This is a genomic window from Streptomyces sp. NBC_00016 (assembly GCF_045040885.1).
Taxonomy (GTDB): domain Bacteria; phylum Actinomycetota; class Actinomycetes; order Streptomycetales; family Streptomycetaceae; genus Streptomyces; species Streptomyces coriariae.
In genome coordinates this window covers 4,182,838-4,199,427 of sequence record NZ_CP108304.1, presented here as the reverse complement: position 1 = coordinate 4,199,427, position 16,590 = coordinate 4,182,838, and the positions used below count along the sequence as shown (strand labels likewise).

General features: G+C 66.1%; 27 protein-coding genes. 25 read left to right on the top strand and 2 right to left on the bottom strand.

What is annotated here, in order from left to right; genetic code table 11:
- The first annotated feature begins 58 nt into the window (after nt 1–58).
- Nucleotides 59–1,252 carry an elongation factor Tu gene (tuf, locus tag OG933_RS18490; RefSeq protein WP_020132639.1) on the top strand — a complete coding sequence of 398 codons (1,194 nt, stop codon included), beginning with the start codon at nt 59–61 and terminating at the stop codon, nt 1,250–1,252.
- A gap of 122 nt (nt 1,253–1,374) precedes the next feature.
- Here the strand turns inward: tuf and OG933_RS18485 are convergent, their stop codons facing one another.
- On the bottom strand, nt 1,375–2,421 hold the full coding sequence (locus OG933_RS18485) for a hypothetical protein (RefSeq protein WP_362517867.1): 1,047 nt from the start codon (nt 2,419–2,421) through the stop codon (nt 1,375–1,377).
- Nucleotides 2,414–3,019: an RNA polymerase sigma factor gene (locus tag OG933_RS18480; protein WP_362517864.1), complete on the bottom strand. Its 606-nt coding sequence runs from the start codon at nt 3,017–3,019 to the stop codon at nt 2,414–2,416. Before OG933_RS18480 ends, OG933_RS18485 begins: the two co-directional genes overlap by 8 nt.
- A gap of 533 nt (nt 3,020–3,552) precedes the next feature.
- Between OG933_RS18480 and rpsJ the strand changes: the two genes are divergently transcribed.
- The 24 genes from rpsJ to map all read left to right on the top strand — a co-directional run bounded on the left by rpsJ (nt 3,553) and on the right by map (nt 16,551).
- Nucleotides 3,553–3,861: a 30S ribosomal protein S10 gene (gene rpsJ / locus OG933_RS18475; RefSeq protein ID WP_003948644.1), complete on the top strand. Its 309-nt coding sequence runs from the start codon at nt 3,553–3,555 to the stop codon at nt 3,859–3,861.
- Between the two features lie 18 nt (nt 3,862–3,879).
- Nucleotides 3,880–4,524, top strand: coding sequence for a 50S ribosomal protein L3 (rplC, locus tag OG933_RS18470; protein ID WP_020132636.1), 645 nt, complete (start codon nt 3,880–3,882; stop codon nt 4,522–4,524).
- A gap of 7 nt (nt 4,525–4,531) precedes the next feature.
- On the top strand, nt 4,532–5,188 hold the full coding sequence (gene rplD / locus OG933_RS18465) for a 50S ribosomal protein L4 (protein ID WP_020132635.1): 657 nt from the start codon (nt 4,532–4,534) through the stop codon (nt 5,186–5,188).
- Nucleotides 5,188–5,607 (top strand): 50S ribosomal protein L23, encoded by a 420-nt coding sequence (gene rplW, locus OG933_RS18460; protein ID WP_020132634.1) that lies wholly within the window; start codon nt 5,188–5,190, stop codon nt 5,605–5,607. The genes rplD and rplW overlap by 1 nt, the downstream gene beginning before the upstream one ends.
- A 40-nt stretch (nt 5,608–5,647) precedes the next feature.
- Complete coding sequence (rplB, locus tag OG933_RS18455; protein ID WP_020132633.1) at nt 5,648–6,484, top strand: 50S ribosomal protein L2; 837 nt, start codon at nt 5,648–5,650, stop codon at nt 6,482–6,484.
- Nucleotides 6,485–6,496: 12 nt separating this feature from the next.
- Nucleotides 6,497–6,778, top strand: coding sequence for a 30S ribosomal protein S19 (rpsS, locus tag OG933_RS18450; protein ID WP_405627873.1), 282 nt, complete (start codon nt 6,497–6,499; stop codon nt 6,776–6,778).
- A gap of 41 nt (nt 6,779–6,819) precedes the next feature.
- Entirely contained in the window at nt 6,820–7,167 is a 348-nt protein-coding gene (rplV, locus tag OG933_RS18445; protein WP_003974262.1) for a 50S ribosomal protein L22, read from the top strand.
- The gene (gene rpsC, locus OG933_RS18440; protein WP_020132630.1) at nt 7,167–7,994 is read left to right on the top strand and encodes a 30S ribosomal protein S3; all 828 of its coding nucleotides are present in this window, start codon (nt 7,167–7,169) and stop codon (nt 7,992–7,994) included. Before rplV ends, rpsC begins: the two co-directional genes overlap by 1 nt.
- Nucleotides 7,995–7,999: 5 nt before the next feature.
- Nucleotides 8,000–8,419, top strand: coding sequence for a 50S ribosomal protein L16 (rplP, locus tag OG933_RS18435; protein ID WP_006140905.1), 420 nt, complete (start codon nt 8,000–8,002; stop codon nt 8,417–8,419).
- Nucleotides 8,419–8,643, top strand: coding sequence for a 50S ribosomal protein L29 (gene rpmC / locus OG933_RS18430; protein WP_005481220.1), 225 nt, complete (start codon nt 8,419–8,421; stop codon nt 8,641–8,643). Before rplP ends, rpmC begins: the two co-directional genes overlap by 1 nt.
- Complete coding sequence (gene rpsQ, locus OG933_RS18425) at nt 8,643–8,930, top strand: 30S ribosomal protein S17 (RefSeq protein ID WP_020132629.1); 288 nt, start codon at nt 8,643–8,645, stop codon at nt 8,928–8,930. Before rpmC ends, rpsQ begins: the two co-directional genes overlap by 1 nt.
- Nucleotides 8,931–9,059: 129 nt before the next feature.
- Nucleotides 9,060–9,428, top strand: a complete 369-nt coding sequence (gene rplN, locus OG933_RS18420) for a 50S ribosomal protein L14 (RefSeq protein WP_003992364.1) — start codon at nt 9,060–9,062, stop codon at nt 9,426–9,428.
- A 2-nt stretch (nt 9,429–9,430) separates the two neighbouring features.
- On the top strand, nt 9,431–9,754 hold the full coding sequence (gene rplX, locus OG933_RS18415) for a 50S ribosomal protein L24 (RefSeq protein ID WP_006376030.1): 324 nt from the start codon (nt 9,431–9,433) through the stop codon (nt 9,752–9,754).
- Nucleotides 9,754–10,311 (top strand): 50S ribosomal protein L5, encoded by a 558-nt coding sequence (gene rplE, locus OG933_RS18410; RefSeq protein ID WP_020132628.1) that lies wholly within the window; start codon nt 9,754–9,756, stop codon nt 10,309–10,311. The genes rplX and rplE overlap by 1 nt, the downstream gene beginning before the upstream one ends.
- Nucleotides 10,312–10,316: 5 nt before the next feature.
- Entirely contained in the window at nt 10,317–10,502 is a 186-nt protein-coding gene (locus OG933_RS18405) for a type Z 30S ribosomal protein S14 (protein WP_030890724.1), read from the top strand.
- 214 nt (nt 10,503–10,716) lie between these two features.
- Nucleotides 10,717–11,115: a 30S ribosomal protein S8 gene (gene rpsH / locus OG933_RS18400; protein WP_028807312.1), complete on the top strand. Its 399-nt coding sequence runs from the start codon at nt 10,717–10,719 to the stop codon at nt 11,113–11,115.
- A 24-nt stretch (nt 11,116–11,139) separates the two neighbouring features.
- Complete coding sequence (rplF, locus tag OG933_RS18395; RefSeq protein ID WP_327184612.1) at nt 11,140–11,679, top strand: 50S ribosomal protein L6; 540 nt, start codon at nt 11,140–11,142, stop codon at nt 11,677–11,679.
- A gap of 3 nt (nt 11,680–11,682) precedes the next feature.
- Complete coding sequence (rplR, locus tag OG933_RS18390; protein ID WP_020132625.1) at nt 11,683–12,066, top strand: 50S ribosomal protein L18; 384 nt, start codon at nt 11,683–11,685, stop codon at nt 12,064–12,066.
- Between the two features lie 64 nt (nt 12,067–12,130).
- Entirely contained in the window at nt 12,131–12,736 is a 606-nt protein-coding gene (gene rpsE / locus OG933_RS18385; RefSeq protein ID WP_020132624.1) for a 30S ribosomal protein S5, read from the top strand.
- Nucleotides 12,736–12,918, top strand: a complete 183-nt coding sequence (rpmD, locus tag OG933_RS18380) for a 50S ribosomal protein L30 (protein ID WP_005313525.1) — start codon at nt 12,736–12,738, stop codon at nt 12,916–12,918. The genes rpsE and rpmD overlap by 1 nt, the downstream gene beginning before the upstream one ends.
- 2 nt (nt 12,919–12,920) lie before the next feature.
- Entirely contained in the window at nt 12,921–13,376 is a 456-nt protein-coding gene (gene rplO / locus OG933_RS18375; protein ID WP_020132623.1) for a 50S ribosomal protein L15, read from the top strand.
- Between the two features lie 257 nt (nt 13,377–13,633).
- Nucleotides 13,634–14,947 carry a preprotein translocase subunit SecY gene (secY, locus tag OG933_RS18370; RefSeq protein WP_020132622.1) on the top strand — a complete coding sequence of 438 codons (1,314 nt, stop codon included), beginning with the start codon at nt 13,634–13,636 and terminating at the stop codon, nt 14,945–14,947.
- Complete coding sequence (locus OG933_RS18365; RefSeq protein ID WP_362517861.1) at nt 14,947–15,609, top strand: adenylate kinase; 663 nt, start codon at nt 14,947–14,949, stop codon at nt 15,607–15,609. Before secY ends, OG933_RS18365 begins: the two co-directional genes overlap by 1 nt.
- A 105-nt stretch (nt 15,610–15,714) precedes the next feature.
- A complete protein-coding gene (map, locus tag OG933_RS18360; protein WP_142265744.1) occupies nt 15,715–16,551 on the top strand; it encodes a type I methionyl aminopeptidase in 837 nt (278 codons plus the stop codon).
- The last annotated feature ends 39 nt before the right edge of the window (nt 16,552–16,590 follow it).

Sequence of the window (16,590 nt, the reverse complement as noted above, 5' to 3'; positions counted from 1 at the left end):
AAGATCACCTGGCGCCGATGAAGCAAGGCGTTCCAGAACCACTCCCAGGAGGACCCCCGTGGCGAAGGCGAAGTTCGAGCGGACTAAGCCGCACGTCAACATCGGCACCATCGGTCACATCGACCACGGTAAGACGACCCTCACGGCCGCCATTACCAAGGTGCTGCACGACGCGTACCCCGACCTGAACGAGGCCTCGGCCTTCGACCAGATCGACAAGGCTCCCGAGGAGCGTCAGCGCGGTATCACGATCTCGATCGCGCACGTCGAGTACCAGACGGAGACGCGTCACTACGCCCACGTCGACTGCCCGGGTCACGCGGACTACATCAAGAACATGATCACCGGTGCCGCCCAGATGGACGGTGCGATCCTGGTCGTGGCCGCCACCGACGGCCCGATGCCGCAGACCAAGGAGCACGTGCTCCTGGCCCGCCAGGTCGGCGTTCCGTACATCGTCGTCGCCCTGAACAAGGCCGACATGGTGGACGACGAGGAGATCCTGGAGCTCGTCGAGCTCGAGGTCCGTGAGCTCCTCTCCGAGTACGAGTTCCCGGGCGACGACCTGCCGGTCGTCAAGGTCTCGGCGCTCAAGGCGCTCGAGGGCGACGCCGAGTGGGGTCAGTCGGTTCTCGACCTCATGGCCGCCGTCGACGAGGCGATCCCGACCCCCGAGCGTGACGTCGACAAGCCGTTCCTCATGCCCGTCGAGGACGTCTTCACGATCACCGGTCGCGGTACGGTCGTCACCGGCCGTATCGAGCGTGGTGTCCTGAAGGTCAACGAGACCGTTGACATCATCGGCATCAAGCAGGAGAAGACCACCACCACGGTCACCGGCATCGAGATGTTCCGCAAGCTGCTCGACGAGGGCCAGGCGGGCGAGAACGTCGGTCTGCTCCTCCGTGGCATCAAGCGCGAGGACGTCGAGCGCGGCCAGGTCATCATCAAGCCGGGTTCGGTCACGCCGCACACCGACTTCGAGGCCCAGGCCTACATCCTGTCCAAGGACGAGGGTGGCCGCCACACGCCGTTCTTCAACAACTACCGTCCGCAGTTCTACTTCCGTACGACGGACGTGACGGGCGTTGTGACCCTCCCCGAGGGCACCGAGATGGTGATGCCGGGTGACAACACCGAGATGAAGGTGGAGCTCATCCAGCCCATCGCCATGGAAGAGGGCCTGAAGTTCGCCATCCGTGAGGGTGGTCGTACGGTGGGCGCCGGCCAGGTCACCAAGATCACCAAGTAGTTCTTGCTGATCGATCTGGTAGCTCCAGCCTGAGCTGAGCACCTGAGAGGGCCCGTACGACTTCGGTCGTACGGGCCCTCTCGCCTGTCCCCGGCCTTACGGTCCCGGCCGTCCGAGCAGGTTCAGTTCCGGTCGCCGGCCTTGTCGACGACGACGGTGGCGACACGGGTGGCCGTGCCGAGGACCGTCCCCTTCGCCACGAACGGTCCTCCGGAGGCCTTGCCGCCCACGTAGTAGCTCACTCCGGCCACCCAGCGGACACCGCGATAGGCGAAGGTGTGTGGATCGAGCAGCACCTGCATGCTGTTGCGCTCCCAGGCGTAGTCACGGAAGTTGCCGTCGACACCGATCGCCAGGACCTCCCGGCCCGCGCCGTCGGTCGCCCTGACCGGCTCGGTCGCCCCCTCCAGGCCCGTGATGATCCGGTAGATCGTCCGAGCCTTGTCGGGAGGGACGGCGGAGGCTCCCGAGAGCACCTCGACCACCTCGTCGAAATCGCGCTGGGCCTGGGTCAGCCGCCAGGCGCTGGTGATGCGGGTGGGGACGGACTTCCTGATGATCGACTTCAGCGCGGCGTCGGGGTCGTCGGGCAGGGAGGCCAGCAGGGCGTCCGTTTCCCGGGGTGCGAGCATCGTCCTCGACGACGGTCTGCCGGGGTCGTCCCACACCGACACGTCGTCCGGATCGACGGTGTTCTGGATCGGCGCGGCCGTGGACAGACCGTCGTAGCGGATCCAGCGGTTCGAGTCGATCGACGTCTTCGTCGCCGTGTTCGTCTTCGTGTCGCACGGTCGCTTTCCGGCCAGTGACAGCTGGAGCCCGCCGGCCTCGCTGTAGCCGAAGGGAGTCATGCTCACGTTGCAGACAACGTCCAACCGAACCTGGTGGAACACCCACGAGGTCGGCCGCGGGGTCGCCGTCGGAACCGGCTGCGCGGGTGTCCTGTCGTCCTCGCGCAGTGTCAGGGTGGAGAGGAGCGCCGCGGCCGTCACCGCGGCGACCGCTCCGGCCGCCTTGAGCTTCCATCCGGCCCTTCCGTGCCGGGGGCGTCCCTCGATCTCGTCCAGCAGCCGCCGGCGGGCAGGGGCGAGCCGGGCGTAGTCGGGCACGGGGACGTCGGCGCGCAGCTGCCGGACCGCCGTCATCTCGTCCATCGCCGGTTCAGCCATGGCCGATCACCTCCGCGGAGTCGCGTACGAACGTGGGGTCCACATCGCCGAGTGCGAGGCGTACCTTCCTGCGGGCCCGGTTGAGGCGGGAGCGCACCGTGCCCACCGGGATGGACAGCGCCTCGGCGACCTCCTGATAGCCGAGGTCGGCCCAGGCGACCAGCAGCAGGACGTCCCGGTCGCCGCGCGAGAGACCGGCCAGCGCGCCCGCCAGGCGGCCCTGTGCGGCCTGTGCGGTGACCCGGCTGTCGCTGCGGTCGGTCCAGGAGTCGGCCACCGGGTCGCGGCCTGTGCGGGCCAGGGCCCTGAGCGCCCGCACCTCGGTACGGCGCTGCTTGCCGATCAGGTTGGCGGCGATGCCGTACAGCCAGGGCCGGGCGTCGGCGCGTGAGACGTCGTAGCGCCCCCGGGCACGGAACGCGGCCAGGAAGGTCTCGGCGGTGATGTCCTCGGCGGCGTCCTCACCCAGCCGGCGGGCCGCGTACCGGTGGATCACCGCCGCGTGCCGGTGGTAAAGCTCCCCGAACAACTCGGGGCGGGTGAGCGAGTCGGAGATGACGGAGGCGTCCTCGTCATGTCTGCCAGGGGGGCTGTTCACGCGGTCTCCGTGTCTGCCGTCGGTCGGATGCACCCGTTGTCACCCGCAGCCCTCGAACGGGTTCACGGTGACCGACCTCACGTACGGGCGCGGAAAGGCCCGTACTCGACCGGCTCGGCGTTTGACCTACGTCACGTCCGGGGTATTGTCTCCGGCTCGATTGGCGGAGGCAGTGCCCCATATGGCAGACTGTCGGAGTTGCTCGGTCGAGTGTTGATGTTGCGCGCCTCCCGCCGGGAGGACCGAAAGCGAGTCCCACAGTACTCGTCGCCCTAACTGCCTGTTGGCAGCGCTGGGGCGGACGTACGGGAATCTTTCGGGAAGTGTCAATAGAGCGCCGACCAGGCACCCGGTGGACCTTTCGTCCCCGGCTTGCGGTTCCGGAAGGGCCGTGCTTTCCCAGCAGGGATGTTCGAACAAGGGGCATCTGTGTCGGCGAGAGCGCGACACACCCGACCGCGTGGGTCGGAGAAACGAAGTAAACGGACCATCTGGTTCCAGAGCGTTAGAAGAGACAGGACTACTGAGTAGCCATGGCGGGACAGAAGATCCGCATCCGGCTCAAGGCCTACGACCACGAGGTCATCGACTCCTCGGCGAAGAAGATCGTCGAGACGGTGACCCGCACTGGTGCGTCGGTCGCGGGCCCGGTGCCGCTGCCCACTGAGAAGAACGTGTACTGCGTCATCAAGTCGCCGCACAAGTACAAGGACTCGCGCGAGCACTTCGAGATGCGCACGCACAAGCGCCTGATCGACATTCTCGACCCGACTCCCAAGACCGTTGACTCTCTGATGCGACTCGACCTCCCGGCCGGTGTCGACATCGAGATCAAGCTTTAGGGGCCGGTGATCTGAAGAATGGCTAAGCAGATCAAGGGCATCCTGGGCGAGAAGCTCGGCATGACGCAGGTGTGGGACGAGAACAACCGCGTTGTTCCGGTCACCGTCGTCAAGGCCAGCCCCAATGTCGTGACCCAGGTCCGTACGAACGACAGCGACGGCTACGAGTCCGTCCAGATCGCCTTCGGCGAGATCGACCCGCGCAAGGTGAACAAGCCCCTCAAGGGTCACTTCGCCAAGGCCGACGTCACCCCCCGTCGCCACCTCGTCGAGATCCGCACCGCGGACGCCTCCGAGTACACGCTGGGCCAGGAGATCACCGCTGAGGTGTTCGAGGCCGGCGTGAAGGTCGACGTGACCGGCAAGAGCAAGGGCAAGGGCTTCGCCGGTGTCATGAAGCGTCACAACTTCAAGGGCCTCGGCGCCGGACACGGCACCCAGCGCAAGCACCGCTCGCCCGGTTCCATCGGTGGCTGCGCCACCCCGGGCCGCGTGTTCAAGGGCCTCCGCATGGCGGGTCGCATGGGCAACGAGCGTGTCACCACCCAGAACCTGACCGTCCACGCCGTTGACGCGGAGAAGGGTCTGCTGCTCATCAAGGGCGCTGTCCCCGGTCCGAACGGCGGCCTCGTCCTGGTCCGCACTGCGGCCAAGGGGGCCTGAGGTACCGATGAGCACTGTTGACATCCTTTCGCCTGCAGGCGAGAAGACCGGAAGCGTCGAGCTCCCCGCGGAGATCTTCGGCGTGGAGAAGATCAGCATCCCGCTGATCCACCAGGTCGTCGTCGCGCAGAACGCGGCTGCCCGTCAGGGCACGCACAAGACCAAGCGCCGCGGTGAAGTCCGCGGTGGCGGTAAGAAGCCTTACCGTCAGAAGGGCACCGGCCGCGCGCGCCAGGGCTCGACCCGCGCGCCGCAGTTCGCCGGCGGTGGCGTCGTCCACGGCCCGCAGCCGCGTGACTACTCGCAGCGGACCCCGAAGAAGATGAAGGCTGCCGCTCTGCGTCACGCCCTCACCGACCGGGCCCGCCACAACCGCATTCACGTCGTCACCGGCGTGATCGAGGGCGAGGCTCCCTCCACGAAGGCCGCTCGCACGCTGTTCGGCAAGATCTCGGAGCGCAAGAACCTGCTCCTGGTCGTCGACCGCGCCGACGAGGCCGCGTGGCTGTCCGCCCGCAACCTGCCCCAGGTGCACATCCTGGAGCCGGGCCAGCTGAACACGTACGACGTGATCGTCTCGGACGACGTGGTCTTCACCCAGGCCGCTCTCGAGTCCTTCGTCGCCGGCCCGCAGGCCAACGACACCGAAGGGAGTGACGCCTGATGGCTACGCGTCACCCGAGCATCGCCTCCAAGGCGGCCAAGGTCGCCAAGGCCGCGCGCGTCGCCAAGGCGAAGCGCCACGCCACCGAAGGCAAGAACACCGTCGTCACCGCGCCCAGCAAGGCGTTCACGGACCTCCGTGACGTGCTGCTGAAGCCGGTCGTGTCGGAGAAGAGCTACGCGCTCCTCGACGAGAACAAGTACACGTTCATCGTCGCCCCGAACGCCAACAAGACCCAGATCAAGCAGGCCGTCCAGGCGGTCTTCTCGGTCAAGGTCACCGGGGTCAACACGATCAACCGCATCGGCAAGCGCAAGCGCACGAAGACCGGTTTCGGTCAGCGTGCCGGCACGAAGCGCGCGATCGTGACCCTTGCCGAGGGCGACCGTATCGACATCTTCGGCGGTCCGACCGCCTGAGGGCGGTCCGGATCGTCCGATATCGGACGAGGACTGAATAATGGGAATCCGCAAGTACAAGCCGACTACGCCGGGCCGTCGTGGCTCCAGCGTCGCCGACTTCGTCGAGGTCACGCGGTCCACGCCGGAGAAGTCGCTGGTCCGCCCGCTGCACAGCAAGGGCGGCCGTAACAACGCCGGTCGTGTGACCGTTCGCCACCAGGGTGGCGGACACAAGCGCGCCTACCGAGTGATCGACTTCCGTCGTCACGACAAGGACGGCGTGCCGGCGAAGGTCGCGCACATCGAGTACGACCCCAACCGCACCGCGCGCATCGCGCTGCTGCACTATGCCGACGGCGAGAAGCGCTACATCCTCGCGCCGCGCAACCTGTCGCAGGGCGACCGCGTCGAGAACGGTCCCGGGGCCGACATCAAGCCGGGCAACAACCTGGCGCTCCGCAACATCCCGGTCGGTACCACGATCCACGCGATCGAGATCCGTCCCGGTGGCGGCGCCAAGTTCGCCCGCTCCGCCGGTGCCTCGGTGCAGCTGCTCGCGAAGGAGGGCACGATGGCCCACCTTCGTATGCCGTCCGGTGAGATCCGTCTGGTCGACCAGCGCTGCCGCGCCACGGTCGGCGAGGTCGGCAACGCCGAGCAGAGCAACATCAACTGGGGCAAGGCCGGCCGTAAGCGCTGGCTGGGCGTCCGCCCGACCGTTCGCGGTGTGGCGATGAACCCGGTTGACCACCCCCACGGTGGTGGTGAGGGCAAGACCTCCGGTGGTCGCCACCCGGTCAGCCCCTGGGGTCAGAAGGAGGGTCGTACTCGTTCGCCGAAGAAGGCTTCGAACAAGTACATCGTCCGCCGCCGCAAGACGAACAAGAAGCGCTAGGAGCGGGTTTAGATGCCGCGCAGTCTCAAGAAGGGGCCCTTCGTCGACGGACACCTCGTAAAGAAGGTGGACGCCCAGAACGAAGCCGGTTCCAAGAACGTCATCAAGACCTGGTCCCGTCGCTCGATGATCATCCCGGCCATGCTGGGTCACACGATCGCGGTGCACAACGGCAAGACCCACGTTCCGGTGTTTGTCACCGAGTCGATGGTCGGCCACAAGCTCGGCGAGTTCTCGCCGACGCGCACCTTCCGGGGTCACGTCAAGGACGACCGGAAGTCGAAGCGCCGCTAACGCGGGGTGGAATGACCATGACAGACACTGGAAGGACAACCATGGAAGCCAGGGCCCAGGCGCGGTACATCCGCGTCACGCCCATGAAGGCCCGCCGGGTGGTGGACCTTATCCGTGGCATGGACGCCACGGAGGCTCAGGCGGTCCTGCGTTTCGCCCCGCAGGCCGCGAGCGTGCCGGTCGGCAAGGTGCTGGACAGCGCCATTGCCAACGCCGCGCACAACTACGACCACACTGACGCCGACAGCCTCTTCATTTCCGAGGCGTACGTCGACGAGGGTCCGACCCTGAAGCGGTTCCGTCCGCGTGCCCAGGGCCGTGCCTACCGGATCCGCAAGCGGACCAGCCACATCACCGTGGTCGTCAGCAGTAAGGAAGGAACCCGGTAATGGGCCAGAAGGTTAACCCGCATGGGTTCCGGCTCGGCATCACCACGGACTTCAAGTCCCGTTGGTACGCCGACAAGTCTTACAAGGAATACGTCGGCGAGGACGTCGCCATCCGTCGGATGATGACGTCCGGCATGGAGCGCGCCGGTATCTCGAAGGTGGAGATCGAGCGCACCCGTGACCGGGTCCGCGTCGACATCCACACCGCGCGTCCGGGCATCGTCATCGGCCGCCGCGGCGCCGAGGCCGACCGTATTCGTGGCGACCTGGAGAAGCTGACCAAGAAGCAGGTCCAGCTGAACATCCTCGAGGTCAAGAACCCCGAGGTCGACGCTCAGCTGGTGGCTCAGGCCGTCGCCGAGCAGCTCTCCTCCCGCGTCTCCTTCCGTCGCGCCATGCGTAAGAGCATGCAGTCGGCGATGAAGGCGGGCGCCAAGGGCATCAAGATCCAGTGCGGTGGCCGCCTCGGTGGCGCCGAGATGTCCCGCTCGGAGTTCTACCGCGAGGGCCGTGTGCCCCTGCACACGCTCCGCGCGAACGTGGACTACGGCTTCTTCGAGGCCAAGACGACCTTCGGCCGCATCGGCGTGAAGGTCTGGATCTACAAGGGCGATGTCAAGAACATCGCCGAGGTCCGCGCCGAGAACGCTGCTGCCCGCGCCGGCAACCGCCCGGCCCGTGGCGGCGCTGACCGCCCGGCCCGTGGTGGCCGCGGTGGCGAGCGTGGCGGTCGCGGTCGCAAGCCGCAGCAGGCTCCCGCTGCCGAGGCCCCCAAGGCCGACGCTCCGGCTGCCGCTCCGGCTGAGAGCACCGGAACGGAGGCCTGACCGACATGCTGATCCCCCGTAGGGTCAAGCACCGCAAGCAGCACCACCCGAAGCGCCGTGGTCAGGCCAAGGGCGGTACGACGGTCTCGTTCGGCGAGTACGGCATTCAGGCCCTCACGCCGGCGTACGTGACCAACCGCCAGATCGAGGCGGCCCGTATCGCGATGACCCGCCACATCAAGCGTGGTGGCAAGGTCTGGATCAACATCTACCCGGACCGCCCGCTCACGAAGAAGCCTGCCGAGACCCGCATGGGTTCCGGTAAGGGTTCTCCCGAGTGGTGGATCGCGAACGTGCACCCGGGTCGGGTCATGTTCGAGCTGTCCTACCCCAACGAGAAGATCGCCCGTGAGGCCCTCACTCGCGCAGCCCACAAGCTGCCGATGAAGTGCCGGATCGTCAAGCGCGAGGCAGGTGAAGCGTGATGTCGGCCGGTACCAAGGCGTCCGAGCTGCGCGAACTGGGTGACGAGGAGCTTCTCAACAAGCTCCGCGAAGCCAAGGAAGAGCTGTTCAACCTCCGCTTCCAGGCGGCGACGGGTCAGCTCGAGAACCACGGTCGGCTGAAGGCCGTCCGTAAGGACATCGCGCGGATCTACACCCTGATGCGTGAGCGCGAGCTGGGCATCGAGACGGTGGAGAGCGCCTGATGAGCGAGAGCAACGTGACTGAGAACACCCCCGAGGCGCGCGGTTTCCGCAAGACCCGTGAGGGTCTGGTCGTCAGCGACAAGATGGACAAGACCGTCGTCGTCGCCGTCGAGGACCGTGTGAAGCACGCGCTGTACGGCAAGGTCATCCGCCGTACGAACAAGCTCAAGGCTCACGACGAGCAGAACGCCGCGGGCGTCGGCGACCGTGTCCTCCTCGCGGAGACCCGGCCGCTGTCCGCCACGAAGCGCTGGCGCGTCGTCGAGATCCTCGAGAAGGCCAAGTAGGTAATTCCCGCAAGGGAATTCCAGTAAGTCGGCCTGCGGGGCATCCCTCGCAGGACAGTTCCGCCAGGCTCCGCAGGGGTCCTCTTACGAGGCCCCTGCGGGGAACCGGCAGACACACAGGAGATAGACGTGATCCAGCAGGAGTCGCGACTGCGCGTCGCCGACAACACTGGTGCGAAGGAAATCCTTTGCATCCGTGTGCTCGGTGGCTCCGGTCGCCGCTACGCGGGCATCGGCGACGTCATCGTCGCCACCGTCAAGGACGCGATCCCCGGCGGTAACGTGAAGAAGGGTGACGTCATCAAGGCGGTCATCGTTCGCACCGTCAAGGAGCGCCGCCGTCCGGACGGCTCGTACATCCGCTTCGACGAGAACGCCGCTGTCATTCTGAAGAACGACGGCGACCCTCGTGGCACCCGTATCTTCGGCCCGGTCGGCCGGGAGCTGCGCGAGAAGAAGTTCATGAAGATCATCTCGCTGGCTCCGGAGGTGCTGTAAGCATGAAGATCAAGAAGGGCGACCTGGTTCAGGTCATCACCGGTAAGGACAAGGGCAAGCAGGGCAAGGTCATCGCGGCCTTCCCCCGTGAGGACCGCGTCCTGGTCGAGGGTGTCAACCGGGTCAAGAAGCACACCAAGGCCGGCCCGACCGCTAAGGGTTCGCAGGCCGGCGGCATCGTCACGACCGAGGCGCCTGTCCACGTCTCCAACGTCCAGCTGGTCGTTGAGAAGGACGGCAACAAGGTCGTCACGCGTGTGGGTTACCGCTTCGACGACGAGGGCAACAAGATCCGCGTTGCCAAGCGGACGGGTGAGGACATCTGATGGCTACCACCACCACTCCGCGTCTCAAGACGAAGTACCGCGAGGAGATCGCGGGCAAGCTGCGTGAGGAGTTCTCCTACGAGAACGTCATGCAGATCCCCGGCCTCGTCAAGATCGTGGTCAACATGGGTGTCGGTGACGCCGCCCGTGACTCGAAGCTCATGGACGGTGCCGTCCGTGACCTGACCACCATCACCGGTCAGAAGCCGGCCATCACCAAGGCCCGCAAGTCCATCGCGCAGTTCAAGCTGCGTGAGGGTCAGCCGATCGGTGCCCACGTCACGCTTCGTGGCGACCGCATGTGGGAGTTCCTGGACCGCACCCTGTCGCTCGCGCTTCCGCGCATCCGCGACTTCCGTGGTCTGTCCCCCAAGCAGTTCGACGGCCGTGGCAACTACACCTTCGGTCTCACGGAGCAGGTCATGTTCCACGAGATCGACCAGGACAAGATCGACCGTGTCCGGGGTATGGACATCACCGTGGTCACCACGGCGACCAACGACGCTGAGGGCCGTGCGCTCCTTCGTCACCTCGGCTTCCCCTTCAAGGAGGCGTGAGCGAGATGGCGAAGAAGGCTCTGATCGCAAAGGCTGCTCGTAAGCCTAAGTTCGCTGTGCGGGCGTACAACCGCTGCCAGCGTTGCGGCCGTCCCCACTCCGTGTACCGCAAGTTCGGCCTCTGCCGTGTGTGCCTTCGTGAGATGGCTCACCGCGGCGAGCTGCCGGGCGTGACCAAGAGCTCCTGGTAAACCCCCTTTTTAGGGGTTCCAGAGGCTCTCGGTAAGCAATGGGCGTGTCAGGTGCCCACCTCTTCATGGCTTAGGCTTGGAGGGTTGGGCACCTGATGGTCGCCCGTACGACTTACTACGCCGTAGGTCCACCGCGCCGCACCCGCCCCGTCTCGGATCGGGGAGAGGGATGGCGCACCAGGAAACCCCGGCGAGAGAGGCCACAGGCCAATTCATGACCATGACTGATCCGATCGCAGACATGCTGACGCGTCTGCGGAACGCGAACTCGGCGTACCACGATTCCGTGACGATGCCGGCGTCCAAGATCAAGTCTCACATCGCGGAGATCCTCCAGCAGGAGGGCTTCATCACGGGCTGGAAGGTCGAGGACGCCGAGGTCGGCAAGGACCTCACCCTCGAGCTCAAGTTCGGCCCGAACCGTGAGCGCTCCATTGCGGGCATCAAGCGGATCTCCAAGCCCGGTCTCCGGGTTTACGCGAAGTCCACCTCCCTGCCCAAGGTGCTGGGCGGCCTCGGCGTGGCGATCATCTCCACGTCGCACGGTCTCCTCACCGACAAGCAGGCCGGCAAGAAGGGCGTAGGCGGAGAAGTTCTCGCCTACGTCTGGTAGCGGAAGGGAACGGAGGAAACAGCTATGTCGCGCATTGGCAAGCTCCCCATCACGGTTCCCGCCGGCGTGGACGTCACCATCGACGGCCAGACGGTTGCGGTCAAGGGCCCCAAGGGCTCGCTGACCCACACCGTCGCTGCGCCGATCGAGATCGCCAAGGGTGAGGACGGCGTTCTGAACGTCACCCGCCCCAACGACGAGCGTCAGAGCAAGGCCCTGCACGGCCTGTCCCGCACGCTGGTGGCGAACATGATCACCGGCGTGACCCAGGGTTACGTGAAGAAGCTCGAGATCAGTGGTGTCGGTTACCGCGTGACCGCGAAGGGCTCGAACCTCGAGTTCGCGCTCGGTTACAGCCACCCGATCACCGTCGAGGCCCCCGAGGGAATCTCCTTCAAGGTCGAGAACCCCACCCGGTTCTCGGTCGAGGGCATCGACAAGCAGAAGGTCGGCGAGGTTGCGGCCAACATCCGCAAGCTGCGCAAGCCCGACCCGTACAAGGCCAAGGGTGTCAAGTACGAGGGCGAAGTCATCCGCCGCAAGGTCGGAAAGGCGGGTAAGTAAGCCATGGCATACGGACAGAAGATCCTCAAGGGCGACGCTTACAAGCGTGCCGCGATCAAGCGTCGCCACATCCGGATCCGTAAGCACATCTCGGGTACGGCTGAGCGTCCGCGCCTGGTCGTGACACGCTCGAACCGCCACATCGTGGCTCAGGTCATCGACGACATCAAGGGTCACACCCTGGCGTCGGCGTCGACCCTGGACACGACGATCCGCGGCGGCGAGGGCGACAAGTCCGCGCAGGCCAAGTCGGTCGGCGCCCTGGTCGCCGAGCGCGCCAAGGCCGCCGGTGTCGAGGCTGTCGTATTCGACCGTGGCGGCAACCAGTACGCCGGGCGCATCGCCGCCCTGGCGGACGCCGCCCGCGAAGCCGGACTCAAGTTCTGAGTCGCCCGTCGCGCTAGCGACTTCGGTCGCTGCGTAGCTAGCGGAAAAAGAGAGAGGTAATCCAATGGCTGGACCCCAGCGCCGCGGAAGCGGTGCCGGTGGCGGCGAGCGGCGGGACCGGAAGGGCCGTGACGGCGGCGCTGCTGCCGCCGAGAAGACCGCGTACGTTGAGCGCGTCGTCGCGATCAACCGTGTCGCCAAGGTTGTGAAGGGTGGTCGTCGCTTCAGCTTCACCGCGCTGGTCGTGGTGGGCGATGGTGACGGCACCGTCGGTGTCGGTTACGGCAAGGCCAAGGAGGTGCCGGCCGCCATCGCCAAGGGTGTTGAGGAGGCCAAGAAGCACTTCTTCAAGGTCCCCCGTATCCAGGGCACCATCCCGCACCCGATCACGGGCGAGAAGGCCGCGGGCGTCGTCCTGCTCAAGCCTGCTTCCCCCGGTACCGGCGTTATCGCCGGTGGCCCGGTGCGTGCCGTGCTCGAGTGCGCCGGCGTTCACGACATCCTGTCGAAGTCGCTCGGCTCGTCCAACGCGATCAACATCGTGCACGCGACCGTGGAGGCCCTGAAGGGCCTGCAGCGTCCCGAGGAGATCGCGGCCCGCCGCGGTCTGCCCCTCGAGGACGTCGCTCCCGCGGCTCTGCTTCGTGCGCGTGCCGGGGCTGGTGCGTAATGGCTCGCCTCAAGATCACGCAGACGAAGTCGTACATCGGCAGCAAGCAGAACCACCGCGACACGCTGCGTTCGCTCGGGCTCAAGCGCCTGAACGACGTGGTCGTCAAGGAGGACCGCCCCGAGTTCCGCGGAATGGTGCACACCGTCCGCCACCTCGTGACGGTTGAGGAGGTCGACTGATCATGGCGGAAAGCAACCCGCTCAAGATCCACAACCTCCGTCCCGCCCCGGGCGCCAAGACCGCCAAGACCCGTGTCGGTCGTGGTGAGGCGTCGAAGGGTAAGACGGCCGGTCGTGGTACCAAGGGCACGAAGGCCCGTTACCAGGTTCCGGAGCGCTTCGAGGGTGGGCAGATGCCCCTCCACATGCGTCTCCCGAAGCTCAAGGGCTTCAAGAACCCCTTCAAGATCGAGTTCCAGGTCGTGAACCTCGACAAGCTGGCGGCGCTGTACCCCGAGGGTGGCGAGGTCACCGTCGAGGGCCTCATCGCCAAGGGTGCCGTTCGCAAGAACAGCCTCGTCAAGGTCCTCGGCCAGGGCGAGATCTCCGTGGCGCTCCAGGTGACGGTCGACGCCGTCTCCGGTTCCGCCAAGGAGAAGATCACCGCCGCCGGCGGTACCGTCACCGAGCTCGTCTGAACACCACAGGCGTCTCGATGACCTGAACGATCCCGACCGGGGATACCCCACATTTGGGGTATCCCCGGTTGGTCGTTCCTACGGCGGTACTCTCGCCGGTAAGGTGACCTGCACTGCCCACTTTCACAAGATGCTTCCCATGGGGCACCTTGAGCGGCAGTCGACCGTTACACATGTCGTTGTCGTTGTCGTTGTTCTTATTGGACCCTCAAGACCGTCACCCTTGACGCAGATGCGCGGGGGTCGCAGGAGGCACCGTGCTCACCGCGTTCGCCCGGGCGTTCAGGACGCCCGACCTGCGCAAGAAGCTGCTCTTCACGCTCGCCATCATCGTGATCTACCGGCTCGGAACGCATATTCCGATCCCCGGTGTCGACTACACGTCCGTTCAGCGGTGTGTGGACGAGGCGTCCGGCAACCAGGGCCTCTTCGGTCTGGTGAACATGTTCAGCGGCGGCGCGCTGCTCCAGATCACCATTTTCGCGCTGGGCATCATGCCGTACATCACCGCGAGCATCATCCTTCAGCTGCTGACCGTGGTGATCCCGCGTCTGGAAGCCCTCAAGAAGGAGGGCCAGGCCGGCACCGCGAAGATCACGCAGTACACCCGCTACCTCACCGTGGCGCTCGCCATTCTTCAGGGCACCGGCCTGGTGGCCACCGCCCGCAGCGGCGCCCTGTTCTCCGGTTGCACGGTCGCCTCGAGCATCGTCCCGGACCGCGCGATCTTCACCACCATCGTCATGGTCATCTGCATGACCGCCGGTACGGCCATGGTCATGTGGCTCGGCGAGCTCATCACCGACCGCGGTATCGGCAACGGCATGTCGATCCTGATGTTCATCTCGATCGCCGCGACCTTCCCCTCGGCCCTGTGGGCCATCAAGAAGCAGGGCACGCTCGCGGGCGGCTGGATCGAGTTCGGCACCGTCATCCTGGTCGGCCTGGTCATGGTCGGCCTGGTGGTCTTCGTCGAGCAGGCCCAGCGCCGTATCCCCGTGCAGTACGCGAAGCGCATGATCGGCCGCCGGTCCTACGGCGGTACCTCGACGTACATCCCGCTGAAGGTGAACCAGGCCGGTGTGATCCCGGTCATCTTCGCCTCCTCGCTGCTCTACATCCCGGCTCTCGTCGCCCAGTTCTCCAGCGGAACCTCCACCTGGAAGACCTGGATCGAGACCAACCTGACCAAGGGTGACCACCCGATCTACATCAGCATGTACTTCCTGCTGATCGTTTTCTTCGCGTTCTTCTACGTGGCTATCTCCTTCAACCCCGAGGAAGTAGCCGACAACATGAAGAAGTATGGTGGCTTCATCCCGGGCATCCGGGCTGGCCGACCGACCGCTGAGTACCTCTCCTACGTACTCAACCGGATCACCTGGCCGGGTTCGCTGTATCTGGGTCTGATCGCTCTTGTACCGACGATGGCGTTGGTTGGCTTCGGGGCAAGCCAGAACTTCCCGTTCGGTGGTACCAGCATCCTGATCATCGTGGGTGTCGGTCTCGAGACGGTGAAGCAAATCGAGAGCCAGCTCCAGCAGCGCAATTACGAAGGGTTCCTCCGCTGATGCGTATCGTCCTCGTCGGGCCGCCGGGCGCCGGAAAGGGAACGCAGGCCACACGTCTGGCCGAGAAGCTCCGCGTTCCGCACATCTCCACCGGCGACCTGTTCCGCGCCAACATCAGCAAGCAGACGGAGCTCGGGAAACTCGCGAAGTCCTACATGGACGCCGGCAACCTCGTCCCCGACGAGGTCACCATCGCCATGGCCAAGGACCGCATGGAGCAGCCGGACGCCGAGCGCGGCTTCCTGCTGGACGGTTTCCCGCGCAACGTCTCGCAGGCCGAGGCGCTGGACGAGCTCCTCACCGTCGAGGGCATCAAGCTGGACGCGGTACTGGACCTGGAGGCCCCGGAGGAGGAGGTCGTCAAGCGGATCGCCGGCCGGCGCATCTGCCGCAACGACTCCTCGCACGTCTTCCACGTGACGTACAAGAAGGCCGCCAAGGAAGGCGTCTGTGACGTCTGCGGCGGCGAGCTGTACCAGCGGGACGACGACTCCGAGGAGACGGTCCGCACGCGGCTCGAGGTCTACCACACGCAGACCGAGCCGATCATCGACTACTACAAGTCGCAGGGCCTGGTCGTGACCATCGAGGCCATGGGCCCGGTGGAAGAGGTCACCGCCCGTGCGCTGGCCGCACTGAAGCGTGAGGGCGACGACCAGTAGTCGTCGCTCCCCGTACGGCCGTGGAGTCCTTCGGGACACCACGGCCGTACTGTTGTGTGCATACGTAACCCGACCGACCTGAGTGACGGAGAGCGCAGGCCCCCCATGGTGCAGATCAAGAGCCCCGAGCAGATCGCCAAGATGCGTGAGGCGGGGCTGGTCGTCGCCGCCATCCACGCGGCCACGCGCGAAGCGGCGGTGCCGGGGGCGACGACGAAGGACCTGGACGACGTCGCCCGCAAGGTCCTGGCGGAGAACGGCGCGAAGTCGAACTTCCTCGGCTACGGCGGCTTCCCCGCGACGATCTGCACCTCGGTGAACGACGTGGTGGTGCACGGCATCCCCTCCGACGAGGTCGTCCTCAAGGACGGCGACATCATCTCCATCGACTGCGGCGCGATCGTCGACGGCTGGCACGGTGACGCGGCGTACACGGCGTTCGTCGGCTCGGGGCACGCTCCGGAGCTGGTCGAGCTCTCCCGGGTCACCGAGGAGTCGATGTGGGCCGGCATCGCCGCCATGAAGACGGGCGGCCGGCTGGTCGACGTCTCCCGCGCGATCGAGACGTACATCCGGCGTCAGCCGAAGCCGGGCGGCGGGCGCTACGGGATCGTCGAGGACTACGGCGGCCACGGCATCGGCACCGAGATGCACATGGACCCCCATCTGCTGAACTACGTCGACCGCCGGCGGGGCAAGGGGCCGAAGCTGGTTCCCGGCTTCTGCCTGGCCATCGAGCCGATGGTGTCCCTGGGCACCCCGCGGACCGAGGTCCTCGAGGACGACTGGACGGTCATCACGACCGACGGGACGTGGTCCTCGCACTGGGAGCACTCGGTCGCGTTGACGGAGGCGGGGCCGCTGGTGCTCACGGCTGTCGACGGTGGTAAGGCGAAGCTCGCGGAGCACGGCGTCGTGGCGGCACCGGACCCGCTGGGCTGAGGGTTTCCCTCCCGGGGCGCGCTGTGGGGTTTCTTCGCC